32 protein-coding genes, 2 tRNA genes and 3 pseudogenes are annotated in these 25,998 nt (G+C 63.9%); 11 read left to right on the forward strand and 26 right to left on the reverse strand.

The features are described 5' to 3' along the window. Together GJ631_RS07915 and GJ631_RS07920 are read right to left on the reverse strand one after the other, a co-directional pair. On the reverse strand, positions 1-118 hold a 118-nt coding region (locus GJ631_RS07915; RefSeq protein ID WP_305079935.1), incomplete at its 3' end, for a galactokinase family protein. Positions 119-196: 78 nt separating this feature from the next. Further along, the gene (locus tag GJ631_RS07920) at positions 197-1,072 is read right to left on the reverse strand and encodes a hypothetical protein (protein WP_156708637.1); all 876 of its coding nucleotides are present in this window, start codon (positions 1,070-1,072) and stop codon (positions 197-199) included. A 102-nt stretch (positions 1,073-1,174) separates the two neighbouring features. On the opposite strand from GJ631_RS07920, the gene GJ631_RS07925 reads away from it, so the two are divergent. Then, positions 1,175-1,702, forward strand: a complete 528-nt coding sequence (locus GJ631_RS07925; protein ID WP_156708638.1) for an NUDIX hydrolase — start codon at positions 1,175-1,177, stop codon at positions 1,700-1,702. Between the two features lie 21 nt (positions 1,703-1,723). Here the strand turns inward: GJ631_RS07925 and rpsB are convergent, their stop codons facing one another. From rpsB to GJ631_RS08000, 15 genes are all read right to left on the reverse strand, one after another. Continuing rightward, positions 1,724-2,560 (reverse strand): 30S ribosomal protein S2, encoded by an 837-nt coding sequence (gene rpsB / locus GJ631_RS07930; RefSeq protein ID WP_156708639.1) that lies wholly within the window; start codon positions 2,558-2,560, stop codon positions 1,724-1,726. Further along, on the reverse strand, positions 2,557-3,759 hold the full coding sequence (eno, locus tag GJ631_RS07935) for a phosphopyruvate hydratase (RefSeq protein WP_156708640.1): 1,203 nt from the start codon (positions 3,757-3,759) through the stop codon (positions 2,557-2,559). The genes rpsB and eno overlap by 4 nt, the downstream gene beginning before the upstream one ends. After that, positions 3,760-3,933, reverse strand: coding sequence for a DNA-directed RNA polymerase subunit K (locus tag GJ631_RS07940; protein WP_156708641.1), 174 nt, complete (start codon positions 3,931-3,933; stop codon positions 3,760-3,762). Further along, positions 3,930-4,124: a DNA-directed RNA polymerase subunit N gene (locus GJ631_RS07945; protein WP_156708642.1), complete on the reverse strand. Its 195-nt coding sequence runs from the start codon at positions 4,122-4,124 to the stop codon at positions 3,930-3,932. The genes GJ631_RS07940 and GJ631_RS07945 overlap by 4 nt, the downstream gene beginning before the upstream one ends. 12 nt (positions 4,125-4,136) lie before the next feature. Next, positions 4,137-4,535: a 30S ribosomal protein S9 gene (locus tag GJ631_RS07950; RefSeq protein WP_156708643.1), complete on the reverse strand. Its 399-nt coding sequence runs from the start codon at positions 4,533-4,535 to the stop codon at positions 4,137-4,139. Then, positions 4,529-4,963 carry a 50S ribosomal protein L13 gene (locus GJ631_RS07955; protein WP_156708644.1) on the reverse strand — a complete coding sequence of 145 codons (435 nt, stop codon included), beginning with the start codon at positions 4,961-4,963 and terminating at the stop codon, positions 4,529-4,531. Before GJ631_RS07955 ends, GJ631_RS07950 begins: the two co-directional genes overlap by 7 nt. Beyond that, a complete protein-coding gene (locus tag GJ631_RS07960; protein ID WP_156708645.1) occupies positions 4,960-5,313 on the reverse strand; it encodes a 50S ribosomal protein L18e in 354 nt (117 codons plus the stop codon). The genes GJ631_RS07955 and GJ631_RS07960 overlap by 4 nt, the downstream gene beginning before the upstream one ends. 24 nt (positions 5,314-5,337) lie before the next feature. Next, positions 5,338-5,422: transfer RNA gene (locus tag GJ631_RS07965), tRNA-Leu, on the reverse strand. Between the two features lie 158 nt (positions 5,423-5,580). After that, positions 5,581-6,324 (reverse strand): DNA-directed RNA polymerase subunit D, encoded by a 744-nt coding sequence (locus GJ631_RS07970; RefSeq protein WP_156708646.1) that lies wholly within the window; start codon positions 6,322-6,324, stop codon positions 5,581-5,583. A 1-nt stretch (position 6,325) separates the two neighbouring features. Beyond that, positions 6,326-6,709: a 30S ribosomal protein S11 gene (locus tag GJ631_RS07975; protein ID WP_156708647.1), complete on the reverse strand. Its 384-nt coding sequence runs from the start codon at positions 6,707-6,709 to the stop codon at positions 6,326-6,328. Then, complete coding sequence (locus GJ631_RS07980) at positions 6,710-7,234, reverse strand: 30S ribosomal protein S4 (RefSeq protein WP_156708648.1); 525 nt, start codon at positions 7,232-7,234, stop codon at positions 6,710-6,712. It abuts the gene before it with no gap. Continuing rightward, positions 7,234-7,749, reverse strand: a complete 516-nt coding sequence (locus GJ631_RS07985) for a 30S ribosomal protein S13 (RefSeq protein WP_156708649.1) — start codon at positions 7,747-7,749, stop codon at positions 7,234-7,236. The genes GJ631_RS07980 and GJ631_RS07985 overlap by 1 nt, the downstream gene beginning before the upstream one ends. 16 nt (positions 7,750-7,765) lie before the next feature. Further along, positions 7,766-7,850 (reverse strand) — tRNA-Ser (locus tag GJ631_RS07990). A 156-nt stretch (positions 7,851-8,006) separates the two neighbouring features. After that, positions 8,007-8,246 (reverse strand): hypothetical protein, encoded by a 240-nt coding sequence (locus GJ631_RS07995; protein ID WP_156708650.1) that lies wholly within the window; start codon positions 8,244-8,246, stop codon positions 8,007-8,009. A gap of 2 nt (positions 8,247-8,248) precedes the next feature. Then, positions 8,249-9,292, reverse strand: a complete 1,044-nt coding sequence (locus GJ631_RS08000; protein ID WP_156708651.1) for an Mrp/NBP35 family ATP-binding protein — start codon at positions 9,290-9,292, stop codon at positions 8,249-8,251. A 156-nt stretch (positions 9,293-9,448) separates the two neighbouring features. Between GJ631_RS08000 and moaA the strand changes: the two are divergent. After that, positions 9,449-10,406 (forward strand): annotated as a pseudogene (moaA, locus tag GJ631_RS08005) (GTP 3',8-cyclase MoaA). On the opposite strand, the gene GJ631_RS08010 reads toward moaA, so the two are convergent. From GJ631_RS08010 to GJ631_RS08030, 5 genes are all read right to left on the reverse strand, one after another. Further along, on the reverse strand, positions 10,403-11,008 hold the full coding sequence (locus GJ631_RS08010) for a CAP domain-containing protein (protein WP_156708652.1): 606 nt from the start codon (positions 11,006-11,008) through the stop codon (positions 10,403-10,405). The pseudogene moaA and the gene GJ631_RS08010 overlap by 4 nt on opposite strands. Before the next feature lie 55 nt (positions 11,009-11,063). Then, the gene (locus tag GJ631_RS08015) at positions 11,064-12,086 is read right to left on the reverse strand and encodes a hypothetical protein (RefSeq protein WP_156708653.1); all 1,023 of its coding nucleotides are present in this window, start codon (positions 12,084-12,086) and stop codon (positions 11,064-11,066) included. Next, a complete protein-coding gene (locus GJ631_RS08020) occupies positions 12,083-13,633 on the reverse strand; it encodes a PKD domain-containing protein (protein WP_156708654.1) in 1,551 nt (516 codons plus the stop codon). The genes GJ631_RS08015 and GJ631_RS08020 overlap by 4 nt, the downstream gene beginning before the upstream one ends. 251 nt (positions 13,634-13,884) lie before the next feature. Continuing rightward, the gene (locus tag GJ631_RS08025) at positions 13,885-14,469 is read right to left on the reverse strand and encodes a response regulator transcription factor (protein WP_156708655.1); all 585 of its coding nucleotides are present in this window, start codon (positions 14,467-14,469) and stop codon (positions 13,885-13,887) included. A 70-nt stretch (positions 14,470-14,539) separates the two neighbouring features. After that, the gene (locus GJ631_RS08030; protein ID WP_156708656.1) at positions 14,540-14,995 is read right to left on the reverse strand and encodes a hypothetical protein; all 456 of its coding nucleotides are present in this window, start codon (positions 14,993-14,995) and stop codon (positions 14,540-14,542) included. Positions 14,996-15,135: 140 nt separating this feature from the next. On the opposite strand from GJ631_RS08030, the gene GJ631_RS08035 reads away from it, so the two are divergent. Next, the gene (locus tag GJ631_RS08035) at positions 15,136-16,173 is read left to right on the forward strand and encodes a tyrosine--tRNA ligase (protein ID WP_156708657.1); all 1,038 of its coding nucleotides are present in this window, start codon (positions 15,136-15,138) and stop codon (positions 16,171-16,173) included. Between the two features lie 6 nt (positions 16,174-16,179). Here the strand turns inward: GJ631_RS08035 and GJ631_RS08040 are convergent, their stop codons facing one another. Next, positions 16,180-16,515, reverse strand: coding sequence for a helix-turn-helix domain-containing protein (locus GJ631_RS08040; RefSeq protein WP_156708658.1), 336 nt, complete (start codon positions 16,513-16,515; stop codon positions 16,180-16,182). An 87-nt stretch (positions 16,516-16,602) separates the two neighbouring features. Then, complete coding sequence (locus GJ631_RS08045) at positions 16,603-17,382, reverse strand: hypothetical protein (protein ID WP_156708659.1); 780 nt, start codon at positions 17,380-17,382, stop codon at positions 16,603-16,605. A gap of 181 nt (positions 17,383-17,563) precedes the next feature. Here GJ631_RS08045 and GJ631_RS08050 point away from each other — a divergent pair, with 181 nt between their 5' ends. From GJ631_RS08050 to GJ631_RS08060, 3 genes are all read left to right on the forward strand, one after another. Continuing rightward, the gene (locus tag GJ631_RS08050; protein WP_156708660.1) at positions 17,564-17,977 is read left to right on the forward strand and encodes a DoxX family protein; all 414 of its coding nucleotides are present in this window, start codon (positions 17,564-17,566) and stop codon (positions 17,975-17,977) included. A 48-nt stretch (positions 17,978-18,025) separates the two neighbouring features. Continuing rightward, entirely contained in the window at positions 18,026-18,595 is a 570-nt protein-coding gene (locus tag GJ631_RS08055; RefSeq protein WP_156708661.1) for a flavin reductase family protein, read from the forward strand. A 144-nt stretch (positions 18,596-18,739) separates the two neighbouring features. Next, complete coding sequence (locus tag GJ631_RS08060; RefSeq protein WP_156708662.1) at positions 18,740-18,982, forward strand: transcriptional regulator; 243 nt, start codon at positions 18,740-18,742, stop codon at positions 18,980-18,982. A 31-nt stretch (positions 18,983-19,013) separates the two neighbouring features. Here GJ631_RS08060 and GJ631_RS08065 read toward each other — a convergent pair whose 3' ends face one another. Continuing rightward, complete coding sequence (locus GJ631_RS08065; protein WP_156708663.1) at positions 19,014-19,418, reverse strand: SRPBCC family protein; 405 nt, start codon at positions 19,416-19,418, stop codon at positions 19,014-19,016. A gap of 52 nt (positions 19,419-19,470) precedes the next feature. Between GJ631_RS08065 and GJ631_RS08070 the strand changes: the two genes are divergently transcribed. From GJ631_RS08070 to GJ631_RS08085, 4 genes and pseudogenes are all read left to right on the forward strand, one after another. Next, positions 19,471-20,358 carry an ATP-binding cassette domain-containing protein gene (locus tag GJ631_RS08070; protein ID WP_370518595.1) on the forward strand — a complete coding sequence of 296 codons (888 nt, stop codon included), beginning with the start codon at positions 19,471-19,473 and terminating at the stop codon, positions 20,356-20,358. Further along, positions 20,358-22,210: pseudogene (locus tag GJ631_RS08075) on the forward strand (PrsW family glutamic-type intramembrane protease). The gene GJ631_RS08070 and the pseudogene GJ631_RS08075 overlap by 1 nt, the downstream one beginning before the upstream one ends. Continuing rightward, positions 22,203-23,033, forward strand: a pseudogene (locus GJ631_RS08080) (ABC transporter permease); the annotation flags it as partial. The pseudogenes GJ631_RS08075 and GJ631_RS08080, both read left to right, overlap by 8 nt. Before the next feature lie 244 nt (positions 23,034-23,277). Next, on the forward strand, positions 23,278-24,252 hold the full coding sequence (locus tag GJ631_RS08085; RefSeq protein ID WP_156708664.1) for an aldo/keto reductase: 975 nt from the start codon (positions 23,278-23,280) through the stop codon (positions 24,250-24,252). A gap of 8 nt (positions 24,253-24,260) precedes the next feature. Here GJ631_RS08085 and GJ631_RS08090 read toward each other — a convergent pair whose 3' ends face one another. Next, positions 24,261-25,226 (reverse strand): PGF-CTERM sorting domain-containing protein, encoded by a 966-nt coding sequence (locus GJ631_RS08090; RefSeq protein WP_156708665.1) that lies wholly within the window; start codon positions 25,224-25,226, stop codon positions 24,261-24,263. A gap of 117 nt (positions 25,227-25,343) precedes the next feature. Between GJ631_RS08090 and GJ631_RS08095 the strand changes: the two genes are divergently transcribed. Continuing rightward, positions 25,344-25,991, forward strand: a complete 648-nt coding sequence (locus tag GJ631_RS08095; RefSeq protein WP_156708666.1) for a helix-turn-helix domain-containing protein — start codon at positions 25,344-25,346, stop codon at positions 25,989-25,991. Positions 25,992-25,998: the final 7 nt, after the last annotated feature.

A 25,998-nucleotide genomic window follows, 5' to 3' on the forward strand; every position in this document is an offset into this window, starting at 1 on the left:
GGGGGTCGACGGTCACCCGCGCGCGGCGCTCGATGGCACACGGGACGGCCGGCTCGCCGTAGACGACGGCGTGCTCGCCGAAGAGATACACCTTCCCGGGCGCACTCGAAGTGGTCATACCCGAGTGTCTGGCCGGCCGATAAAAAGCGTATCCGAACCGGTCGGGTCCCTGCTGCGGGTCGCGCGTACCCCCCGGCTACATCAGGAAGGCGACAATCAACAGGCCGATGCCGACCGCGCCGACGAGCACGCCGAACAGCACAGCGCCACTCCCATCGGGCACGTCGTCGAACGGCTCCGTCGACAGATACAGCGTCGACTCCTCTGAGGGGGTGATAACGAAGCGTTCGGATTCGCCTTGCGGTGCCACCGAATCGTCCTGACGACTCACATGGCCGAGAAGGCTAACCGAATCGCCCGGTTGGAGCGTCGCCTCGCTGTAGCGCCGCTTGCTCGCATCGACGACGAGGTCCGTCGCCATCGGGTCGACCGATACGCCCGGGGTAGCAGCGAGGAAGTCTCGTATTCGCTTCGGTGGCGACTCCTCGTAGTCGGTTTCGACTTCCGTCTCGAAGGTGCCGAACGCACACTGCAATCCGTCGACTGCGACGCCATCGGAGACGAGCAACTTCTCCGGGGTGAACACGTCGCCGGTCTCGTTTCCGACCGTCCGGTCGTTGATGGCCACCGACAGCGTTCCCGTCGCGTCCTCAATGTGGAACCGCTCGGAGCGAACGCCCCACGCGGCGGATTCCCAACTGTTCGTCTTGGGGGTGTCGTACTGCTCTTCGATTTCCCACGCCGACAGCACACACTCCCGGTCGCCGGCGATGGGCGAAATAAACGTCCCCTCTGCCGACGGCGCGACCGTCCCACGGACGCGAACGAGTCCCGGTGATTCGATGTCGCCGATGTCGACACGCGGCGTCTCGTCGACGAGTGTGGCTATCTCCCTTCGCTTCCAGGCGGAGTACAGTGCGAGAACGCTCGCGAACACCAGGAGGACGCCGCTCCACAGGGCGAGTTCACCGAGGATGTCGCCGAACCAGCCACCGACGAACGCGACCAGCATTCACGCCGATGCCGACGACGACGGCACGAATAGTTCTTTTGCCGTCCCCATGGCTGCCCCGAAATCAGTAATGCACAAACCGCTCGGTCCCGTTTCGACGGTGTGTCCGCCGAACTCCACCGGCACGTCAACGCGCTCGTCGCGGACCTCGCGGCCGAACACGGCGAGGTCGACCTCGTGGGTCGCCGCGTGGACTGTCACCCGGACGACCGCGACGCCTTGGTAGAGTCCTTCGAGTCCTTCGGCGTCGTCGGCGGGGCCGGCGTCCGGGTCCGCGATGACGACGGTCGTGTCCTCCTCGCCCGTTTCGAGGCAACTGAGGGGTGGGTCGACCCCGGTGATGGACGACTGCCCGGTGAGTCCTACCGTGAGTGTGCCCGACGGGCACTCGAGGAAGTCGCCGGTATCGACGCCGACATCGCCGGCCTCGCACAGGTTCATCTCCTCTACATGGACGACTGGACCGACCGCCAACCAGTCCCGAACCCCTACGTCTGTTTCGACGGCCGGCCGGTTGGTGGGGAACTCGAAACGACCCCCGGCGACGGCGTCGCGGCACTCAAGTGGGCCGATTCGGTCCCCGAGAACCTGCTGTACGACGAACTCGCGGAGTTGTCACTGGGCGGCTGAGAAACACGAAAACGAAAGCCGTTACAGTTCGGTTTCGAAGTCCTCGAGCGCGTAGGCGGGTTCGGCGCCGCGGCGGTCGAGGGTCTCGTTTGCGAGCAGCCAGTAGATAACCGACAGGGCCTTACGACCCTTGTTGTTCGTCGGCACCACCAGGTCGACGTTCGACGTGGTGTTGTTGGAGTCACACATCGCGATGACCGGGATACCGACCGTGATGGCCTCCTTGACCGCTTGGGAATCACCGATGGGGTCGGTAACGACCACGACGTCCGGTTCGATGTAGCCCTCGTAGTCGGGGTTGGTCAGCGTGCCGGGGATGAAGCGGCCGGTGCGGGCGCGAGCGCCCACGGCGTCGGCGAACTTCTCGGCCGGGAACCGACCGTACTGACGGCTGGACGCCACCAGAATCTGCTCGGGGTTGTAGTTCGCGAGGAACGACGCCGCCGTCCGGATTCGGCTGTCGGTCTGGGAAACGTCCAGCACGTACAGACCGTCGGTCCGGACGCGGTGGATGAACCGCTCCATGGACTTCGTCTTCTGTTGGGTCCCGATGTGGACACCTGCCGCGAGGTAGTCCTCGACCGGGATGAGGAGGTCCGCCTCGTCGTCGGGCATGACGTCCTCGTCGAGGACGGGGGCCTCCTCGGCCTCCGAGTCCTCGTCGGCCGCCTCGGTGGCGTCCTCCGCGTCGTCTGGTTCTGCCTCGTCGGCCTCCTCGGCCTCGGGGGCGGGCTGTTCGTCATCGGTGGGGTCGGCCTCCTCGACCTCTGTGTCGAGTTCCTCCTCGAGCTCGTCTTCGAGCTCGTCGAGTTCCTCGTCCAGTTCGGAGGCGTCGAGCCCCTCGTCGTTATCGCTCATGCGTTTGCCTCGATTCGAATGAGTTCGTTCAGCTTTGCGGTGCGCTCGCCACCGACCGCGCCCGTCTTGATGAACGGGGCATCGGTCGCGACGGCGAGGTGTGCGATGGTCGTATCCTCCGTCTCGCCGCTGCGGTGGGAGACGACGGGGTCGTAGCCGTTCTCGACGGCCAACTCGATTGCGTCGAAGGCGTCCGACAGCGTGCCGATTTGGTTGGGCTTGACGAGGATGCTGTTGGCCGCACCCTGCTCGATGCCCTCCGCGAGTCGCTCGGTGTTCGTGACGAACAGGTCGTCACCACAGATGAGCGTCTCCGAACCAACTCGGTCGGTCAACTCGGCGAAGCCGTCGTAGTCGTCCTCGTCGAGGGGGTCCTCGACGTAGGCGAGGTCGTATTCGCCGACCAACTCGGCGATGTAATCGATTTGCTCGTCGGGCGTTCGGGTGTCGTCGCCGTAGCGGTAGACGCCCTCGTCGGCGTCGTACAGTTCCGCGCCGGCCACGTCGAGTCCGAACTTGATGTCGAAGCCGACATCGTCTGCGACCGTCTCGACGGCTTCCTCGACGATTTCGAACGCCTCGCTGTCGTCGATGGAGGGCGCCCACGCGCCCTCGTCACCCTTTGCGGCTGGGACGCCCCGCTCGCTCAGGATGTCGCCGACCTCGCCGTGGACCGCCGCGTTGGCGAAGACGGCGTCGGCGACCGACGGCGCTCCGATCGGCGCGGCGAGGAACTCCTGGATGTGGGTCGCGTCGGCGGCGTGTTCGCCGCCGCCGATGACGTTGCCGAGCGGCGTCGGGAAGTCCCGACCCCGGAACGCACCACCCAGATGCTGATACAGCGGCGCACCGAGGACGTCGGCGGCAGCCTTGCCCGCCGCCATCGAGATGGCGACGGCGCTGTTGGCGCCGATTTCCGAGAAGTCGTCGGTGCCGTCGGCGCCGCGGAGCGTCCGGTCGACGCCGCGTTGGTCACCGGCGTACACCTGTCCTTCGAGCCGCGGAACGGCGAGGTCGCGGGCCGCCGCGATGGCCTCCTCGGCCGGTCGCTCGACGGCCTCGTACTCGCCGGTTGACGCACCGGAGGGAGCCGCACCGCGGCCGAAGCCGCCGCTTTCGGTGCGGACCTCGGCCTCGACGGTCGGATTGCCTCGACTGTCGAGAATCCGGCGCAGCCGAACCTCCGTGATGAGTGTCATCTACTCGTCACCCCGCCGGACGGTGAACGGCAACACGCCGGCGTCGTACTCCTCTGCGGCCACGAGAATCGGTTCCGTCTGTTCGGTGTCGATGAGCACCGGCGCCCCGTAAGACACCTGCAGGGCTCGTGCCCCGAGGATACGCGCCTTCTCGTAGCGGTTTGCGCCTCTCATTGGTAGGGGGATACGATGTCGACGAGGTCCTTGTGTGAGACGAGCATGCGTCGACAGCACGCGCGGTCGACGCCGAGCTCGTCGAGCACCTCGGCAGGGTCTTCGTCGCCCTCTCGGGCGCGAGCTTTGAACTCTTCCCAGTGCTCGCCGACGACTTTACCGCACGTGAAACACCGGACCGGTACCATCATTTGTGAATCACCTCAGCGGTAGGACTTCTGGTAACGGGCCCGAGCGCCGGGACCGCCCCACTTCTTCGGTTCGGACTGCCGCACGTCGTTGACGAGCAGCGACCGGTCGAACGACATGAACGCATCGCGCAGTTCGGCGTCGTTGGTGTGCTCGACGAGGCCGCGGGCGATGGCCGTACGGACCGCGTCGGCCTGCCCGGAGAACCCACCGCCGGAGACGACCACGTCGATGTCGACGCTGTCTCGGAGGTCCTCTTCGGCGATGCGGAACGGCTCGAGCATCTTCAGTCGCGCCTGCTCGGGTTCGACCAGCTCGACGGGTTTGGAGTCGATCCGAACCCGGCCGGAGCCTTCGCGAACCGTCGCACGGGCGACAGCTGTCTTCTTCTTACCGGACGTGTTAGTTACCATGTGACGTTAGCACCCAAGTTCTCGCTGACTTCGCCGAGCGAGATGAACTTGATGTTCGACAGTCGGTCCAGCGACGTGTCGTCGAGGACCTCCGCGTCCTCGTAGGGGTTGCCCAGGTAGACGCGGACGTTCTCGAACGCTTCCCGGCCGCGGGTCTCCTTGTACGGCACCATCCCGCGGATGGCGCGTTTGAAGATGCGGTCGGGTCGCTTCGGGTAGTTCGGCCCGCGGTCGGAGCCGACCTCCGCACGCTGGCGGTAGACGCTCATCACGTCGTCTTCGCTGCCGGTGATGACCGCGCGTTCGGCGTTGACCACGGCGACCGTCTCGCCGTCGAGGGCGCGCTGGGCGACCTTCGAGGCGACACGACCCATGATACAGTCACGGGCGTCGACGACGACGTCGGCGTCGAATTCAGCGTAACTCATCGAATCACCCGCACGTTGGAGCCGTCGGGGTTGTCTTCGAGTGCCTGTTCGAGTTCGATCGCTTCGCCGACCGTGTCGATTTTCGTCTGGGCCGTCGACGAGAAGTCGACAGCTGCGACGGTGACCTCCTTGCGGAGGGCACCGGACCCGAGCACCTTGCCGGGCACGATGACGGTCTCGTCTTCCTGGGCGTATCGCTCGATGCGTCCCAAGTTGACCTCCGCGTGCGTGCGCCGGGGTTTCTCGAGGCGCTCGGCCACATCGTTCCAGACCTCGCCACCGCCGTTGCGGGCGGTCGACTTCAGGTCAGCGATGAGACTGGAAAGCCTCGGGTTCGTTTTGCTACTCATCGGTTATCTCTCCTGAGAAACGAATGCAGGGAGCAGGATTTGAACCTGCGGACCTCTACAGGACAGCGCCCTGAACGCTGCGCCGTTGGCCTGACTTGGCTATCCCTGCGCGCGTTTTCGTGTTCTTCGCCCCCACTAAAGCCCCTTTCGGTCCGGCGGATGCCGGTTCCGACCGAGGAACGCGCGGCCGCACCGCCGCTCGTCGGTCGGGTTGCGACGCTCTCCGTCGTGGCGAGCGTCGTGGTAGGGGTGTGGGGTGTCATTTGCTTACAGTTGGACCGCTTCTTCGAGTTCTTCCGCGCGGGCCTCGATGCTCTCGACGGCCGCGAGGACGAGTTCGTCGACGGGCAACGACCCGTCGCTTTCGACGCTGAAGACGAACGCGTTCGGAACCTCCTCGATTTCGACTTCCTTGCCGGGGTACCGCTGGCTGAGGTCGTTGTCGAACTCTTCGGTGGGGACGAGTTCGCCGTCTTCCTCGATGACGCCCCGGATGATTTCCGGTTCGTCGTCTTCGAACTCGCCTTTCTCGCCGACGACTTCGACACGCTGGAGGTGTCGATAGCCGACGGCGACGCCACCCTGGTGTTTGGCGTGGTCCTTGCCGCGCCCGAGGACCGCGTCGGCTTCGAGTTCGAGCCGCTGGCCCTCCTTGAGTTCGATGATGGGGACGTTCTCCTCTGCCGGCTGGACCTGTTCGTCGCTGGAGACGAGGTCGCCCGAGTACGCGGTCGCCGGGCCTTCCACGTCGATAGCGAGCGTGACCGTATCGCCCGGTTCGTAGTCGTCCGGCGTCGTCAGCGGGACGAGGCCGAGTCGAAGGGCGATTTGCTCGTCGAACATCACCGACGAGTTCTCGATGACGCGAAGCGTGTCTATCGACAGCGTCTCCACGTCGGCGAGCATCGCACGGCGGATGCCGTTGGCGAACGCGGGCGTGACGCCGCGAACGAGGAACCTCGCGCTCCGGTCGTCGCGGTCGATGAACGTTACCTCGTACTCCTCGCTCATCTCAGAACCCTGCGTTCTTCGGCCCGCGAGTGCCGTCGTGCGGGATGGGGGTTACGTCCTCGATACGACCGATTTCGAGTCCGGCACGGGCAAGCGCACGAATCGTCGCCTGTGCGCCGGGGCCGGGGTTCTTCTGTTGGTTGCCGCCCGGACCGCGAACGCGAACGTGCACGCCGTCGATGCCGGCGGCCTGCACTTCCTCGGCGACGACTTCCGCCATCTGCATGGCGGCGTACGGCGACGCTTCGTCGCGGTTCTGTTTCACGACCGTCCCGCCGGAGGACTTCGTAATCGTCTCGGCGCCGGTCAGGTCCGTTACCGTGATTATCGTGTTGTTGAACGAGGCGTAGACGTGTGCGACGCCCCAGGTGTTGTCGTCTGCCATTTACTGTCCCTCCGCGCGTTCGGGGTGAAGGTCGTCCGCGAGCGGACTCGTCTCGTCGAACTCGATGCTGTCCTCTTTGGCCACGTCGACCTTGTACGACGGCGCCGACACGCGGGCGCCCTCGATGGTGACGTGTCCGTGGACGATGAACTGTCGGGCCTGCTTTGCGGTGTTGCCCACGCCCTTGCGGTAGGCGACCGTCTGGAGGCGACGCTCGAGGATGTCGGTCACGTCGAGCGACAGGATGTCGTCGAGGCTCTCCTCGTCGTCGAGGACACCGATGCGCTTCAGCCGAGCGAGGAACTCGCTGCCGGCTTCAGTCGCAACCTCGGCGTCACCCTGTGCCTCGCCGAGCAGTCGGCGGGCCTCCCGTCGGTAGTCGCGAAGCTCCGATTGGGCACGCCACAGCTCTTCTTTCGTCGCGAGACCGTACCGGGAGACGAGGTCACCCTCGTCGGCGATTCGCTCGCCCTGGAAGGGGTGGTTCGGCGTCTCGTAGAACTTGGTGTTGTTACCGAGTGCCATTATTCGTCCTCACCTGCTTCTTCCTCGGCCATGTCCTCCTTGATGGCCTCGACGTTGACACCGATGGTGCCCTCCGTCCGGCCAGTGGACTTCGTTCGCTGTCCGCGGACCTTCTGACCGCGGTTGTGGCGAACGCCCTTGTAGGAGTCTATCATCTTCATCCGGTTGATGTCCTGTCGCCGACTCATGTTGAGCTCGTTGCCGATTTCGTGGGTGGTCTCGCCGGTGAAGAAGTCGTCCTGGTGGTTCGTCAGCCAGGCGGGCACTTCGTCGGCGTACCCCTCGACGTGTTCGACGACGGTGTCGATGGTGTCTTCGTCGAGTTTCCCGAGCACCGCGGTTCGGTCCACGTCGGCTTTCTCGGCGATAATGCGAGCGACGCGTCGACCGATACCGTTCATGTCGGTCAACGCTCGCTCGACGCTCTTCGTCCCGTCGAGGTCTGTCTGTCCGATGCGGACGAAGTACTGGATGTCCTCGTCTTCCTCGTCCGCCGGGGGTTCTTCTGCACTCATATGTGGGTTGTGTTAGCGTCGTGGCGGGGATTTGAACCCCGGAGGCTGTACGCCACAGAGTTAGCAACCCTGCGCCTTGGGCCATGCTTGGCTACCACGACTCGCGTGCGTGTATCTTCGCCCTCTCGGACTCGGGGCCGACACCCCTACATCGATTGCGTTCTTCGCTACCCGACCACCGTACTTAAGCACAACGATAGTTGGGTCGCGTGCGAGCGACTCGCGTAGGCTGAGAAATACGGATAGACCCCGCTCCGTCAGCCGTCTCGTTCCGGTAACCCGCCCCGTTCCTTGATTTCGAGGATGTTCTGGACGTTCCGATAGATTTCCGGCACCGTCGTCTCCTCGTCGGGGTCGTAGAGGTCCGACACGCGATACAGGATGGCAGCAAGCTGTTCGCTCTCCGAAGAGTCGCCGCGAACGTCTTCGGCGATGTCCCGTAGGAAGGCGGCACGGTCGGTCTCACCCTCGCACTCGCTATCGGAGTCACTCGGCATGGTTACCGCTGACTACTCGCCTGTCGGCGGCGGACGATGCCCTGCATCTTCGCCGTCTCGTCGGCGAACGAACGGAACGCCTCCCCCGTCTCGCTGTCCTCGTCGAGGACGATTGGTGCACCGGAGTCGCCGCCCTTTCGGACTGCGGGGTCCAACGGTATCTCTCCGAGGAATGGCATCTCCACCTCGTCGGAGAACTCCCGGCCGCCGCCGCTGCCGAAGATGTCGTGTTCGTTTCCGCAGTCCGGACAGACGAACCCCGACATGTTCTCGACGATGCCGAGGACAGGGGTGTCGTGTTTGCCGAACATCCGAAGTCCCTTCCGGGCGTCGTCGAGGGCGACTTCCTGTGGCGTTGTCACGATGACCGCCCCCGACACCGGCACCGACTGCAACAGCGTCAACTGCGTGTCGCCGGTCCCCGGCGGCAGGTCGACGACCATGTAATCCAACGAACCCCACTCCACGTCTTCCCACAACTGCGTCAACACCTTGTGGACCATCGGCCCCCGCCAGATGACGGGGTCGTCCTCGCCGACGAGGAAGTCCATGCTCATCAGTTTCATTCCGTATTTCTCCGGTGGGATGATGGTCTCCTCGTGGGTCGCCTTGGGCCGCTCGTCGGTTTCGACCATCCGCGGGACGTTGGGGCCGTAGATGTCGGCGTCGAATAGGCCGACGCGGGCACCCATCTCCGAGAGCCCCGCAGCGAGGTTGACCGCGACCGTCGACTTCCCGACGCCGCCCTTTCCGGAGGCGACGGCGATGATGTTCTCGACGCCCGGCAACACCTGCTCGTCGTCACCCAGCCCGGTGTCGATGCTCGCCGAGAGGTCGATTTCTAACCCGGTGTCGGCGAGAACTTCTCGAACCTCGGCTGCGATTGCCGTCTCCGTCGACGAGTAGGGTGCTCCGAGCGCGAGGTCGATACGAACCGTATCACCCTCGACGGTCACGTCGTTGACCAATCCGAGCGAGACGATATCGTCTCCGAGTTCGGGGTCTTCGACGGCCGACAGGCGGTCGAGGATAGCGTCTTCGTCCATACCTTCGGTAGGCCCCGTAGCGCCGATAAGAGTTGTGCACCGAATCCCACGGTTCGAGCTGTGTCGGGTGTTCGGCGCTATCTGAGAAACCACTATTGGTTACGTAACGACTCAATCTAGCGTCGAATTTAAGCACGTGTGACCGAACTCTCGGGCATGCTCGAAGACGGGTTCGGACGGGAAGTCACCGGTGTTCGCGTCTCTCTCACCGACCGGTGTAACTTCGACTGTGTCTACTGCCACAACGAGGGGCTCGGCGACACCCGGGGGCCGATGGAACCCGCCGACGACGAGATGTCCACCGACGACGTGGTCCGCTTCCTCGAGGTCGCCGCGGAGTTCGACGTCGACTCGGTGAAGTTCACCGGCGGCGAACCGATGCTTCGAGAGGACCTCGAAGAAATCGTCCGCCGGACGCCGGACTCGATGGAAACGTCGCTCACGACCAACGGCACGTTCCTCCCCGAACGCGCCGACGCCCTCGCCGACGCCGGACTCGAACGCGTCAACGTCTCCCAAGACGCCCTCTCCCCGGAGGCTTTCGCGGAGGTGACCAAGAGCACCGCCTACGAGGACGTTCTCGAAGGGGTCGATGCGGCCCTCGATGCCGGCCTCGCCCCCCGTCAAGCTCAACATGGTCGTCTTCGAGCAGACTGCCGGTTACGTCCCCGAGATGGTCGACCACGTTGCCGAGAACGACGGCCTCCAACTCCAACTCATCGAGTACATGCCCGAACTCGCGGGCCGCCCCGACTGGGCCGTCGACATCGAACGCGTCCATGGCTGGCTCGAAGAGCAGGCCGACCGCGTCGAACGCCGGGAGATGCACGGCCGAAACCGCTACTTCGTCGACGGCGGGATGGTCGAAATCGTCGACCCCGTCGGCAATGCGGACTTCTGTGCCAACTGCCACCGCGTTCGGGTCACCCACGAGGGCTACCTCAAGGGCTGTCTCAACCGAAACGACGACCTCAAATCGATGGGCGAGATGTCCAAACCCGAAATCCGTGAGGCGTTCCGCGACACCGTCGCCGAACGGGTGCCGTACTACGGCGAGTACATGGTCCAAGAGGACGGCGAATGGGTGTTCAACGAGGAGTATATCGGCGCCTAGACGTTCGGATGCTCGCGACAGAAGTTCTGCGTCGCATAGATTTCTCCCTTCTGCGTGACGTAGACGCCGACGGCGCTAACCCGACCGTATGGTGTTAGCATCGATGTGTTATGCCCCGGTGAGTTCGCCCACATTTCGACGAACTTCGCTGCAACGTCGTCCGTTTCGTTCACCTGACGTGGAGTTAGATACGCGATGTTCTCGTTGGTGCTGTCGCATCCGTCGTACTCCTCGTGGCGCTCTTCGGAGCCCTGTCCGTCCGGATTCCGGTGGTCGTAGAAATCTCGGTCGGCCATGTCCTTGCTGTGGAGGCGTGCGATTAACCGGACTCGCTCGGAATGGACGAACGGTTCCCGACCGTACTCCGACCGTCGCTCGTTGACCGCTTCAAAGATTTCCATCTCCAGTCGCTCACCGTCGATGTCGGGATGTGCCGACGCTTCGACCTCCGGTACACCGGTGGTGTTTTCGGGGGCGTCGACATCCGGTTGGGACGCTCTGTCAACTGGACCGAAGGTGACGGCCAAGGTCACGACCAGCGCGCCGGCGAGGGTGAGCAGAATAACCGCCGAAACGACGTTGAGGACTCGCTTCCACACCATTTTTCAAAGCTAATTTACGGTGATAAATAATTCGTTTACTCAAATTGATTGTGGTTCAGTCACATCGGTTTCGCTGTTGTTCCATCCGTTCGATAGCTTCCTGGGCGAGCGCCTTCCCTTCCTGTTCGTTGCCGGCTTCGATTTCTTCGATTGCTTCGGCAAGCGTATCCGTCCCGTCCAGCAGTCCCGACAACGAACAGCGAGATTGCTCGGCGATTGGGACGATGTAGCCGACTCGCTGTCCTCGACCGCGCGCCTCTGCGAAGGCCTCGTTTGCAGTTTCGAATCGAGCGTGGGCTGTTCGATACTGCTCCGACGCCGTAGAGGGGGCGTCGTTTTCCAGTGACTGGTTCGCATCGGCGAGGAAGGTGTATCCACGCGCCATCTCGTGTAGTGCTCTGCTGACCGGGGAGAGCCACGCCGCAACATCGAGCAACATTGCTTGCTCTCTCTTCACCGCCTCGTGACTGTAGCCGTCCATATTCACGCTCGTATCGTTGAGTCGCTGTTGATGGCTCTCGATTCGTTGTCCGACCGTGGATAACTCTTCGAGCCTATCGCTGGCGAAAATCACTGGCTCTCTCGCTGCGTCGTATCTCGTGTCACGAATCCGTTCGTCGTAGGCGAACGTGGCTGCGATGGCCTGGTGGAGTAGGTATCGCTGTGAAGCGCGGTCGTCGGCCAACCGTGCCAGCGTAGATAGCGTTTCTTCCCGATTGCTTGAAATCTCCTCGCCTTCGTCCAGTTCCGCGATTTCTGCCACTATCTCGTCGGTTCTGTCAGAAATCGCTCGATGGTCGAATTCATCTTCGAAGGCAGTGACATCGAAGACGAAGTCGCCATCGTCGGCAATCGGAAGGGTTCTGAGACGTTCGTACACTCGCTCCAACCGAGATTCGACGGCCAACACCTGCTCGGAGCGTTGTTCTCCTTCGAACGGCTGTGCCGAACTCTCGTTTTTGTCGGATTCTGGAGGTTGACCATTGCCGCATCCAGCAAGTCCGCAACTGACCGCTGCTATCGCAGAAACGACCCCACGGCGCGTCCACTCATGACGTTCGGAGTCCTGTCGGCTCATTCTACCAACCCACCTCCGATACCGTTCAGGCCACCCACATCGTCGGGCAGCGTTGGTCCGGGTCCGTTGTCAGTTTCATCCTCTGTATCGTCTTCGTCCCCACTGAGGTCAGTCTCGGGCAACCGTGAGTGCAGGTCCGACGCGAGAGTTGTCGATTCGGACGATTCCTCATCAGGCGGACCATCGTTGACCGCAACCGGTGTAGTCGTCACTCTATCAGGTTCGTCTTGATTGGTGTCACCGCTAGCAATATCGCTGACCTCTTCTGCTTTATCCAAGCTCCGTTCGATAATATTGTCTTTCTCTCCTTGAATAACAACTGTCACATCGGCTTCTTGGCCATTCTTAAGTTCAGTGGGGTCTGAGCCATAGACACGTTCCGCATTCTCCAACCCGTACTGATGATATGCCCCCCCTTCCGACGGAGAGTACGTGTTCGTCGTGCCGCCTTCGTGTTCGAGTTGCCGTATCTTCTCGTCGCAGGCGTTCCACTCCCCGCCAGTCGTCTCGCAGGTCACGGTTTTCTGCTCTTGTCCGAAGACGAACGTCGAAGCGGCGCCGACAGTGTCCTCGTAGATTTGCTCGCCCAGGTCCTGTTTCCACGGAGCGTTTTCTCCTCCGTCGAGGCCGACGGCGTCCGCCGTACTCCCGAGATACGACGAATCGGCGATTCGCGACCCGACACGGAGTGTCGAGGCGTATCCATCGGTGTCGTAGAATATCTCCTCGTCTTTCGGAGGTTGTGGCGTGGGTTCGGGCGTCTCGGAATCGGTCGTCGGTGCGGCCGGTGTCGGCGTCGGTGGGCCGCCCGAAGTTGGTTCACTCGAAAGGCAGGCATCGGAGTTCGAGGCGAGGTACTCCGGGTCGCTGCAGTCCGGGGACGACGGGCCGGGGTCGATGTCGTCCCATTCGGTGTCCGGTGTCGATTCTCGACCGGGACGGACGAGGATGTCGTCGTACGCCGTTCGGCCGTTCGTATCCACTACGACGACCTGTACGCGGTACGGTCCCGCTCCCGGAAACGCGATTCGGAGGTCATCGGTAGCGGCCGTTCCGTCGAGGGACCGTGTCGCGACGATTTCGTCGTCGACCGCCCACGCGATTTCCTCGAGTTCGGCATCGGGGCTCTCCGCGGTAGCGACGTACTCGGTCGGATTCGTGGCTTCCGGTGTCGTCGCGCCGGTAACCGAGACTGACGGTCCGGCGTCGTTGACGTAGACGTACAGCGTGTCGGCGCTCCGAGCGCCATCATCGCCGATAACCGTGAGGTTCACCTCGTATCGGCCGGGTGTCGTCGGGACGAACGACGTCCGACTGCAGTCCGCACAGTCGGGCGTAATCTGACGGCCACTGGGGGTGTCGATTTCCCATCGGTAGGCTTCGATATCTCCGGTGGGGTACGTCGAACCGGTCGCGTCGAGTTGGACCGTCGTATCGACGGTCACCGTCTGGTCGAGGCCACCGTCGGCCATCGGTCCATCGGCAGCGGCGGCGGCAGCGGTACCCACAATCCCACAGAAAGCGAGCGAAACGGCAAGGAGCAACACCAATCGTTTCATTCGAACTGGGTCGGATTAATATTGGTTTTATTCAAAAAGTTTCGCATCGGAATCGAGCGGATGTACCCTTCCAAAATACAGCGCTCGCCCACGACAGTACCTATATCGTCCATCATTGTTCCGTTATCCTGGAGAGGTGTGTCTATCGGTTCACAACAGGTTCGCATCGGCGGCGACACGGGTGAAACCTCGAGGACGGCGACGATGGCGGACGGTTCGAGTTTCGACCGTGATGGGCCTCAGTCAGTCGCGCTGTCGGCGCGGACCCGGTCGTCGGTAGCGACCACGTAGCCGTCGTCGTCCGGAAGGTCTTCGAGGGCCTCGTCAAGTTCCCGCTCGACGGTCTCCAGTCGGCGACACAGTTCCTCGTACTTCGGGGTCCCTTCGACGGCGTCAGCTGATTCGGTTTCCAGCGTCGCTCGCTTGGCGGACAGCGAGAAGTACTCCTGAAGCTTCTCGTCGTAGGTGGCGCGTCTGAGCATCCGCTGGACCGTCTCCCGGAGTTCCGCTCTGTCCACGGGCTTTCTGAGGTACTCGTCGAAGCCCATCGAGACGATGTCGGCGGACGGTTCACCGCCGGTGAGCATCACGATGCGGCAATCGAAGCCGCGCTGGCGTGCGGTTTCGAGCACTTCATCGCCCGAAAGCCCCGGCATCCGTCGGTCGAGGAACACGATATCGACCGCGTCATCGAGGGCGTCGAGTGCCTCTCGGCCATCGTAGGCCGTCCGAACGTCGTGTTTCTGCAGCCGGGCCGCGTACCCATCCGCGAGCCCCGGGTCGTCGTCTACGATGAGTATCGTCGCCGTTTCGTGTTCTCCCATCTCGGTGTGGTCCTCAGTAACACACCTGTCTTCACGCGGTAAAATATGTTTTTCGTCAGACAATAGTCGGCTAGGAAACAGGACGTTTCGGCGAGCCGAGGTCTTCGAGCGCCCACGAGACGATGCGGGCTTCGACGACATCGCGTGTCTCGACGAGGTCGTCCCCGTCCCCGAAGCGCTCCAGTGTTTCGCGAGCGTCGTTGAGCATCTCGGCTTCCAGCGGTCGCTGGTCGGGTTCCTCTCGAGTCGCGTTCAACAGCGCCTCGAAGTCTTCACGGAGGACGAAGGAGGCCCGGGCGGCGTTACACCGCGAGAGTGGGCTCATCCCCGTTTCGAGGACGAGGTCACGGACGGTGTGCCAGTCGTCGGCACAGAAATGTAGCGACACCTCGCCTTCGATGTCTCGCCACGCGATTGGCTCGGAGTGCTTCAGCAACTGGACCGCACGCGGTGGAATGTCGATTCGGTGGGCGGTTTCCGGTCGGCCGCAGAGACAGCAGGGTTTCTCCGTTCGCCCGGTGTACATATTCGAAGTTGGGTGGGAAGACGTTTGGATGTAATGTAACCGGCTATCCGTACTCGCGTTGGGTGCCGAAGTCCGTGTGGGTCGGTACCGCTACTGGACGTACCCGAACGTTTTATCGGCCGTCTCACGGTAGCGAACGCATGGACACGGCCGAGCGGACCGAACTGGTCACGCGATTCACCGAAGAGGTCGTAGAGGTCGACGAAATCGAGGCGCTGTTCGAGGAACGCGAGAACCCCACCGCCTACATCGGCTACGCCCCGACCGGTGAGATGCACATCGGCCACTTCACGACGATGCGCAAACTCGCCGACTTCATCGATGCCGGCCTCGACGTGACGGTGTTGGTCGCAGACCTCCACGCCCACCTCGACGACGCCAAGAGCCCATTCGAGTTGCTCGAGGCTCGCTCGGCGTACTACGAGGCGGCCATCGTGGGAATGATAGAGGCGGCCGGCGCCGACCCGGATTCGGTCACCTTCGTCCGCGGCACCGAGTACCAACTCGAAGAGCCCTACACGCTCGACCTCTATCGCATGCTCGCGGAGACGACGCTCTCGCGCGCCAAGCGCGCGGGCAGTGAAGTCGTTCGACAGTCCGAGAACCCGAAGTTGGGGGGACTCGTTTACACCCTGATGCAGGCGCTCGACGTGGCCGCACTCGATGCGGACATCGCCTACGGCGGCATCGACCAGCGCGGCATCTACATGCTCGCCCGCGAGCAGTTGCCCGATTCCGGCTACGACAAGCCGGCGTGTGTGTTCGCACCGCTTCTATCGGGGCTCTCCGGCGGGAAGATGTCCGCTTCCGAGGCGTCCTCGAAGGTCAACCTCACCGACGACGACGACGCCGTCGAAGAGAAAATCAACGGCGCGTACTGCCCCGCGGGGGAGGTCGAGGACAACGGTGTCCTCGAGTACCTCCGATTCCTCGTGTTCCCGGTTTTCGAGGAGCGCGGCGAGCAGTTCGTCGTCGAACGGCCCGAGGAGTACGGTGGCGACCTCGTCTACGACGACTACGAAGCGGTCGAGGAAGACTTCGTCTCCGGCGAACTCCACCCCGCGGACCTCAAACCCGCTGCGGCCGCCGCGATTTCGGCGGTCATCGCCCCGGTTCGGGAGCAACTGCTCGATAATCCGGAACTCCTGGAAGACGCATACCCCGAAAAGTACGCCTGAGGGCTCTTACTCCGCTTCGGCTTCGAGCCAGTTGTCGGCCCACGCTTCGATTTCGTCGAACACCGGACACAGCGACTGTCCCTTGTCGGTCAGCGAGTAGTACGTCGCCACGGGGGCGTCCTCCTCGAGTCGACGTTCGACGAAGCCGGTCTCCTGAAGGTCGTCGAGCACGCGCGAGAGCGTCCGCGCGTTGGCCTCCGTCGAGCGTTTCAGTTCGTTGAACCGCTTTTCGCCGTCCTGGAGGTCGTGTAAGACGAGCAGACGCCACTTCGAGCCGATCTGCTCCATCGACTCGACGACCGGACAGGCCGCCTCGACTGGCGCTTGGGGAACGTTCGACATATCGCTCCGTACGAGGCCCTCCAATAAATATTCACGCCGGCAGTGTGGTAGTTGGTGACACTCGAACTGGGACGTGGGTGTCGAGCACTACTGGTCGGTTACGTCGGTCAACACGAGGAACGCCTCGGCACCGCTGTCGCCGTAGGGGACCACCTGAACGATGAACTCGCAGTCCTCGCCGTCGACGGTCAACTGGAGATTGACCTTGAAGGATTCCCCGCGGGCGACGGTTTCGTGGACCGCACGGTACCCTCGGACATCGTCGTGGGCCTCCCCGATGCGTTCGACGACGCGGTCGACATCGTCGACGACGCGGTCGAACTCGCGGTTGGTCTCCAACAGCGTCACGTCGTTTCCGGCGAAGGCGACCGACCCGATGGCGTCGGTCGTGTTCCTGAACAGCGCCGAAAACCGGTCGCGCTCCATCTGGAGCTTGGCGCGACTCTCCCGCTGGCCGGAGTCGTAGATACCGGCCGCGAAGGTCCCCATCGACCCGATGACGACCGCACCACCGGCGATGACGAGCGGCTTGTACTCGCCCTGAACGTACTGCTGGATGCCGAGAATCCACGCCAGCGCTATCGAGAAAACGGTGGTTCCGCCGACACACCAGCCCGCGGTTCGCACCACGCGTGCGTCGGTCCACTCTTGGGTGTAGAGCCAGATACCCGTGGCGACGACGACGAGTCCGAGCGCGACGAGGATGGAGTTTTCGAGCAGTGTCGACCACAGCGACTTCCCCTCCATCCAGGCGTCGCTGTATATGTCGTAGCCGGGGATGGCAAGGAGCAACAGACCAACCAGACTGACGCTTCCAGCCGCAAGCAGTCGCTTCGCTCGGGATTGACGGCTTCGCTCCCGTGACATTGCCAGTAAGTGTTTTCCTGTCTACATAAGTTTCGTGGCACCTAACATCGATGTTACCCGGTGACACCAGTGTTCGCGAAGTGATATAAAGGTTCGAATTCGTACTTGGTTGTGTAATGTTACTAACCTCGCGGCCCGACCGCATCGACCCACGAACGCCCGCAGTTACGGAGGCGAACTGATGCTGGAAAGCGCCGGTGCCGACGTCGCGTTCCTCGTCGCTCGAGTGCTCTTCGGTGGCGTCCTCGCCTTCATGGGACTGAACCACTTCATGGACACCGAGGGGATGACCGGTTACGCCGAGTTCAAAGGGTTGCCCGCGCCGAAGGTCTCGGTCCTCCTCAGCGGTGGCCTGCTCGTCTTCGGCGGCATCTCGATTGCCGCCGGGATTCTCCCCACCATCGGAGCGGGTGCCATCGCCGTGTTCCTCGTCGTCTCCGCGGTGACGATGCACGACTTCTGGAACGTGGAGGGTGAGGACGTCCAAAACGAGATGACCGGTTTCCTGAAGAACCTCTACGGTGCCGCGGGCGCCTTGGTGTTCCTCGCACTCGCGAGTGCGCCGTGGCCCTACGCGGTCAACGTCGGCCTCTAAGTGCGCCCCTTTTAGGTACTCGACACCACGGTACACCTACCTTACTCCATGGAACTCGACCCGGATTCCGTCGATTCGATGTATCGCACCCTCTCGACCGCCGTGGTTCCCCGCCCCATCGCGTGGGTGTCCTCGACCGACGGTGAGACCGACAACCTCGCGCCCTACAGTTTCTTCAACGTCGTCGGTATCGACCCGCCGGTGGTGATGTTCGCGCCGGCGTCGATGAAGGACACGCCGCGAAACGCCGTCGAAACCGAGGAGTTCGTCGTCAACGTCGTCACGCCCGACCTCGCGGAATCGATGAACGCCTCCTCAGCGACGCTCCCATCCGATGCAAGCGAGTTCGACCACGCGGGCGTCGAGCGCGCGCCGTCAGTAGTCGTCGACGCACCCCGCGTCGGGGCCTCTCCGATTAGCTTCGAGTGTGTCCTCTACGACACTGTCGAGGTCGGCACGTCGACGATGGTGCTGGGCGAAGTCGTCTACGCCCACGTCGACGACGAACTGCTCACCGACGGCAAACTCGATGTCGAGAAGTTCGACGCCCTCGGCCGACTCGCCGGGAGCCAGTACACCTACACGCGCGACCGATTCGGTCTCGAACGCCCCGACTGACCGTCGGCACAGACGGTGGTCTCGATTCGGAGTGGACGTTCGTCCACTGGCTTCTCGAAGCAGCTCTAACGCCGCTTTACGGCCCTCTCGACCGTCAACGAACGAAGGGGCACTTCTATTACCCTCCACGTCAGACGTTCGAATATGACCCACACGTGCCGTAACTGCAAACGGACGTTCACAAGTAAACTTCAGTACGAACTCCACCGAGACGTCTGCTCCTCGGAGGCGCTCATCTGTGAGGCCTGCGGCGAGCAGTTCTCCGAGCGCCGCGCCACCCGCGACGGGTGGCACTACGCCTGTCCCAACGAGGACTGCGACGGGAACGGACTCGGCGAGGACCTCCACTCGGTCGGCGATTTCAGCCTCGAAAAGCGCGTCCAGTAACGACGGCTGACCCGGACCACGTAAGCCGTTCTCACTGTTCGGTGAGCGCCGCGATGGACCGACACGCCGCCCGACACACCGGCGCGTAGCCGACGGCCGCAAGCGGTATCTCGAAAACAACTCGACAGCCGCCGGCCCGTTCGTCGACGCGGTGGCCCGTCGCGGGTATCCGTGCTACGTCCCACGTCCACCGTCGACGCTCGTCGTCGACCGTCGTCACCTCGAAGGGAATCCACGCCCCGACGCCTCGGATTCGAACGCGTCCCGTCGTTCCCATCCGGATATGCCGCTCGGAGGCCTCGACGTCGGTGATAGAGACGCCCCACTCGGGCCACCGCGCGGTGTCGCACAACACTGCCCAGACGGCCTCGGGGTCGGCGTCGATGTCTCGACCGACGACCCACCGACGTCCGTCCGGCGTCCGTTCGAGGTCCATACCTACCGATTCGCGGGCCGGATTTTTGTAACCGCCGCTCTACCCCTCGGCCGTGATAGACGTACGCGACCTCCGGAAGGAGTACGGCGGGTTCGTCGCCGTCGAGGGCAGTTCCTTCGCCGTGGGTTCGGGGGAGGTGTTCGGCGTCATCGGGCCGAACGGCGCCGGCAAGACGACCACGCTGAAGACGCTGGCCGGACTGCTGGAACCGACGAGCGGCCACGTCGAAATCGATGGCGCTCCCGCGGGCGCTCGCGAGACCCGGCGGAACCTCGGCTTCCTCCCCGAGGAGTCACCGCTGTACGAGGAGATGACGCCGCTGTCGTATCTCCGCTTTTTCGCCGACCTCTACGACGTTCCCCGGTCGACCGCCGACGACCGGATTCACGACGCCCTCGACCGCCTCGAACTCGACCACCGCGACCGCGCCCTCGGCGACATGTCGAAGGGTATGAAGCGGAAAGTCGCCATCGCCCGGTCTCTCGTCAACGACCCAGACGTACTCGTCTACGACGAACCGGCCTCGGGACTGGACCCGCTGACGACCAACTACATCATCGAGTTCACCCGCGAGTTGGCCGAGGAGGGCCGGACCGTCGTCTTCTCGGCGCACAACCTCTATCACGTCGAGGAGGTCTGTGACCGCGTCGCCATCATGAACGAGGGCCGCATCGTCGCGAAGGGCCCACTCGAGGACCTACGGGACCGATACGGCGACACCGAGTACCACGTGTTCACGACCGTCGACGTTCCCGACGCAGTCGCCCAGAACGGCCGCTATCGCAGCGTCGTCGAGGACATGGAATCGGTCGAGGAACTCCGGGAGACTGCGAGTGCCCGCGGTGGCGAAATAGACGACATCCGAACCGTCGAACCGAGCCTCGAACGGCTGTTTCTCGACCTCGCCGAGGCCGACGACGCCCGGGAGACGGAGGCCTGATGCGGCCGCGCAAACTCCTCCGCATCGCGCGCTGGGAGACGACCAAGGGTGTCGGCGGTCTCGACCGCGGAGCAGTCGCAGTTGCCGTCGCCGCTACTGCCTTCGTTCTCGCTGTCGGCGTCGCCGTCGCTGGCGGCGGCGTCGCCCTCGAAGACGGCATCTACCGCGTCGGCGTCTCCGAGGATAGTCGGCTTCACGACCCCATCGCGGCGGATTCTTCCTTTACCGTCGTCGAACCGGACCCCACAGCCATCGAGAGCGGCACGCTGCCGGCAGGCGGCCGATACGACCTCTACATCGAGGTGCGGGGCGACGAGACGACGCTGTATCTGGCGGCCGAAGGGGGGAGCGCCGACTGACAAGAGCCGTGCGGCCGTCGCTGCGCTACGGGAGTCCGTCGACCGCTACAACGACCGGCGGATGTACGAGGAGGACAACGAAACGGCCGCCTTCCCGGTGACGGTGACGATTCGGTACGTCGAACGGGGCTTCGATGCGGGGGGGTGACGGGGGCGGCGGTGGCTCCGACGATGGGGGCGACTCCGGTGGTACTGGAACCGGCGGCACCGGCGGCGGTGACACCGGCAGTGGAGATGCTGGCGACCCCGACGGGGAGACGACCGACGACGGGTCCATCGGCGCACCGTCGCTGGGTGCCTTCGATTTGTTCGGCACGACCGAATCGACGGGGTCTCCCTCGGACATCTCGCCACCGTTTCCCTTCCAGTCGCTCGTGTTGGCCTTCCTCTTCGTGTTGCCGCTGAACTTCGTCATCCAGGCCTACGGCAGTTCGATGCTCTCGGAGCGACTGAACCGCCGTGGGGAACTGCTTCTCGTCGCGCCCGTCAGCCCCGCCGAAATCGTCTTCGGGAAGACGCTTCCGTATCTCGCTGCGTCGCTGGCTATCACTACTGCCGTCGTCGCCGGTCTGTGGGCGCTGGGCGGGGAGGCCGGGCCGCTGTCGGTGTTGGCAGTCCTGCCGCTGGCACTGCTGTTCCTCGCGACGACGTTCCTCGGGTCGATGTTCGCCCGCTCGTTCAAGGAACTCACCTTCGTCACCGTCACCGCGAGTACGGTGTTGACCTCGTATGCGTTCGTCCCGGCCATCTTCACTCAAACCAGTCCCGTCGCGTTCGTCTCGCCGCTCACCGTCGCCGTTCGGGACCTCACCGGGGCGGGCGTCACCGCAGGTGAGTTCGCCTTCGCGACCGGCCCCGTCACGCTCGTCGCCGGGGTCTGTTTTCTGCTGGGGTTGGGCGTCTACCGCGAGGAGGACCTCTTCACCCAGCGGCCGGTCCACCTGAAGGCACTCGACGCGCTTGCTGGCCGCATCCGGCGACCCCGGAGTCTCCTCTTGGTCGTCGCGTTGCTCGTCCCGTTCGTCTTCGTCGCCGAGTTGCTCGCCGTCGCGCTGCTGTTTGCCCTCCCGGTCGCCGTCTCCGTGCCGCTGGTCTTCGCCACAATCGCCGTCATCGAGGAGTTGGCGAAGGGGTTGCCCATCTACGCCGGCTACGTCCACGGTCGCTACGACCGCTCGATGGCCGTCGCCGTCGTCGTCGGCGCGGCCGCCGGCGTCGGCTTCTTCCTCGCCGAGAAGGTCTCGCTCGCCGTCCAACTCGTCGGGCTCCCGGGGACGGAGGTGGCCGACGCGGCCTTCCAGACCGGCCTCGGAACCCAAAACCCCGCGATTATCGCACTGCTCGCCGTCGCGCCGCTGGCGCTGCACGTCCTCACCTCGATACTGTCGGCATTCGGCGCGAGCCGTGACCGAACTGGCTTCGTGGTCGGCCTCTTCGCCGCGATAGCGGTTCATCTCGTCTACAACCTCGCGGTGGTGAGCCGCCTTGTCTAGAACGACCATCGCCAGACGGGAACTCGGCTCGCTGTCCCGCGAGAAGACCATCGTCCTCGCGATTCTCATCCAACTGATTATCGCGGGCTTTTCGTCGTTCCTCGTCGTCGGGCTCACGTCGCTGTACGACCCCGGCGGGGGCGGTGAGGAGATACAGGTCGCCGTCACGGGCGAGGCCGCCGACGAACTGATTGCGGCGGGCAACGAGGTCGAGGGGCTGAACCCCGTCGAGTACCGGGACCGTTCCAACGCCCGCGACGGCTTCGACAGGGGTGATGCGGCGGCCATCGCCATCGCCGAACATCGAGACGGCCGCATCGACGTGTCGGTGGAGGCACCGCAGTCGAGTCTCCAGAAGACGCTCGTCGTCGTCCGCCTCCGGGCGGCGCTGGAGCAACTCGAACGTAGCGAACGACGGGACCGCGTGGGGTCTCTCGACTTCGACCCAATACCGCTGCCGCCGTCGGTCGACGCCAGCCCGTACTTCGGCTTTACCTACACCATCCTCGTTCCGTTGCTCGTCTTCCTGCCGGTGTTCATCAGCGGCGCCGTCGTCGTCGACTCGGTGACCGAGGAGGTCGAACGCGGGACGCTCGAACTGCTTCGGGTCACGCCGGCCTCGCTCGTCGAAATCGTCGAGGGGAAAGCCGGAATCATGGCTGTCCTCGCGCCGTTACAACTGCTGCTCTGGGTCGTCCTCTTGGGTGCCAACGGCATCGCCATCTCGAACGTCGTCGCGCTCGTGGTTCTCACCACGGCAGCAGCAGTCCTCGCCGCAGTCTTCGCTGCCGGCTTGGCGGTCACGATTCCCGTCCGGCAGCGCGCCCAGTTGACCTACTCCTTCGGCGCGCTCGCGGCCTTCGCTGCGGCGACGGCGCTTCCAGAACACCCGGGGACGACCGTCGCCCTGCTCGCCATCGACAGCCCGACGCTCGTGACATACGCCCACGTCGGGGGGATATGCTGTCCTCGCGGCCGTTTCGGCCGTCGCTCTCCGGGTTGGAATCGACCGAATCGACCCCGAAACGCTCGGGTAGCTTTTTGCTCGGGGCGAGCGTCGACCCGCTATGGAGTACACCACACTGGGTTCGACCGGCATGGAAGTGTCACGACTCTGTCTCGGCTGTATGAGTTTCGGCGACTCCGACTGGCGGGAGTGGGTCAAAGGCGAGGAGTTCGGCCACGAACTCGTCGAACGGGCGCGGGACCTCGGCATCAACTTCTTCGACACCGCCAACATGTACTCTCGCGGCGAGAGCGAGCGCATCCTCGGGGACGCCCTCGAAGGCCACCGCGAGGAGAGCGTCGTCGCGACGAAGTGCTTCTTCCGAATGCGCGACGACGACCCCAACTCCGGTGGGCTCTCCCGGAAGGCCATCGAGCAGGAACTCGACGCCTCACTGGACCGCCTCGGTATGGACACCATCGACCTGTATCAGATTCACCGCTGGGACTACGACACGCCAATCGAGCAGACGCTCCGGGCGATGACCGACGCCGTCCGCCGCGGAAAGGTTCGCCACATCGGCGCCTCCTCGATGTGGGCCCACCAACTCGCCGAGTCGCTGTACACGAGTGATGCGGAGGACCTCGAACGGTTCGCGACGATGCAGAACCACTACAACCTCGTCTACCGAGAGGAGGAACGCGAGACGCTCCCGCTGTGTGAGAAGGAGGGGCTCGGGGTCGTTCCGTGGAGTCCGATGGCTCGGGGGTACCTCACTCGCCCCCACGAGGAGTACATGTCGACGAAGCGCGCCGAAACCGACGACTACGCCCAAGAACACCCCTACGCCGACAACGGCGGGAAGGAAATCAACGAACGCGTCCAGGAATTGGCCGCTGATAAGGGCATCTCGATGGCGCAGCTGTCGCTGTCGTGGCTGCTACACAAGGATTGGGTCGATGCTCCCATCATCGGCGCCTCGAAGATTCAGCACCTCGAAGACGCCGTTGAAGCGCTGGAAATCGACCTCTCGGCCAGCGACATCGCCTATCTCGAAGAGCCGTACGAACCCGTTCCCATCTCGGGTCACGAATAAATCGGCACTCAGCGCCGACGAGCGAGCAACGCCGCACCGACCAACGCCACAATGGCGACGCCGCTGCCGAAGCCCGCGCCGTCGCCGGCCGTCGGTGACTGGACGACTTCACGTTCCCACTGTGCCTCCGTCGGCGTCGGTGTCGGCGCTGGCCGCGCCGTCGGCTCCGGCGTCGCGGTCGGTTCGGGCGTCGGTTTCGGCGTCGTCTCGGCCGAGGTGTCCTCGGGGGTCGGCGTCGATTCGGATTCGGTCGTCGACGTGTCTTCGCTCGTCGTGTCGTCTTCCGGCGTGCTCTCTTCGGAGGACTCGGGCGTCGGTTCCGGCGTCGGAGTCGGCTCCGGTTCCGACGGCGGCGGCCCGAGTTGCTCTCTGGCCTCGGCTTCGTTCTCACAGTCACAAATCCAGAAGTAGTGGGATTCGCCCTCGATGGTCTTCCGCTCGCCGCTTTCGGTCACGCCCGTCGTTTTCCCGGTGAGCTGGTACCAACCGGGTTCGTCGGGGTTCGTGTAACACGTGGCGACCGAAACGATTTCGTCGCCGTCGTCGAGGTGTGTCGTCGAGCCGCCGAAATCGTCCTCGCCGTAGAAGTCGACTTCGAAGCGGTCCTCGCCGGCGGAGAAGCTCTTGACGTTGCTCTCGAGGCTCTCGTCGACCTTCTGGCCCTCGTAGGTGCTCCCGCGGTCGATACCGAACGTTTCCGAGTTGGAGGGTCCACAGCCCTCGAAACTCCCCTCCTCGTAGATGGCCAACAGCGTTTCGAGCGTCTCGAAGTCCGTTCCGGCTTCCCCGACGACGAACTGGCCGTACTTCACGTCGGTCGCGCCGGGCGAGCGGTCGCCCATCGGCTCGACAGTGAAATCCGCGCTTTCGGGTTCGTGGCTCGCGGCCGCGACGCCGGCACCGCCGGGTACGGCGCCGACGAACAGTGCCAGCGTCAGGATGGTCACGAATCCGACGGTTACTCCCCGGTTCATCGTCTCTATCGGGGTAAAGGAGTCCAATCCGGTTACGGCTACTGCCGGCAATGACCGGTTCCACGCGATTCGACCCGAGCGGGGAAGATATATAGCCCGCCTGCCAACGACGGATTGATGCGGTACGTCAAAGTCTCTCTCATGCCCACGGACGGCGATATCGACCCCGTGGGAGAGGAAATCGAGGCCGACCCGTCGCTGACGCGGGAGTCCATCCTACACTTCAACCGCCTCAACGACGGCACGGCGGTGCTTTTGACCCAACTTCGGGGGAGCCGCGAACGACTCGAAGCGATATTCGAGGACTGCGAGGAAATCCTCTCGTACAACGTCTCGTCGGTTCGAGACGGCCTGCAGGCGTACGTACACACGGAGCCAACGGAGGCCGGCGCCGCCCTCTTCGACCTCACCGAGGAACACGAGTTCGTCGTCGACACGCCCATCGAGTACGGCGGCGACGGCTTCCAGGTCGCCATCATCGGCAAGGAAGAGACCGTCCGCCGTGCCATCGACGACGTTCCCGACAGCATCCGTCTGGAACTCGAACAGCTCTCGGATTACGACCCCGAACTCCGGGAACTCTCCTCGCTGCTCACCGACCGCCAACAGGAGATTCTCAACACCGCCTCCGACCTCGGGTACTACGAGGTGCCCCGCCGAGCGACCCACCAGGACATCGCCGACGAACTCGACGTGTCGACAACGACCGTCGGGGAACACCTCCGGAAAATCGAGGCGCGGATGCTCTCGGAAATCGCCCACTGAGACCGGC

It is taken from the genome of Natronomonas sp. CBA1123, assembly GCF_009741925.1.
Lineage (GTDB): Archaea > Halobacteriota > Halobacteria > Halobacteriales > Haloarculaceae > Natronomonas.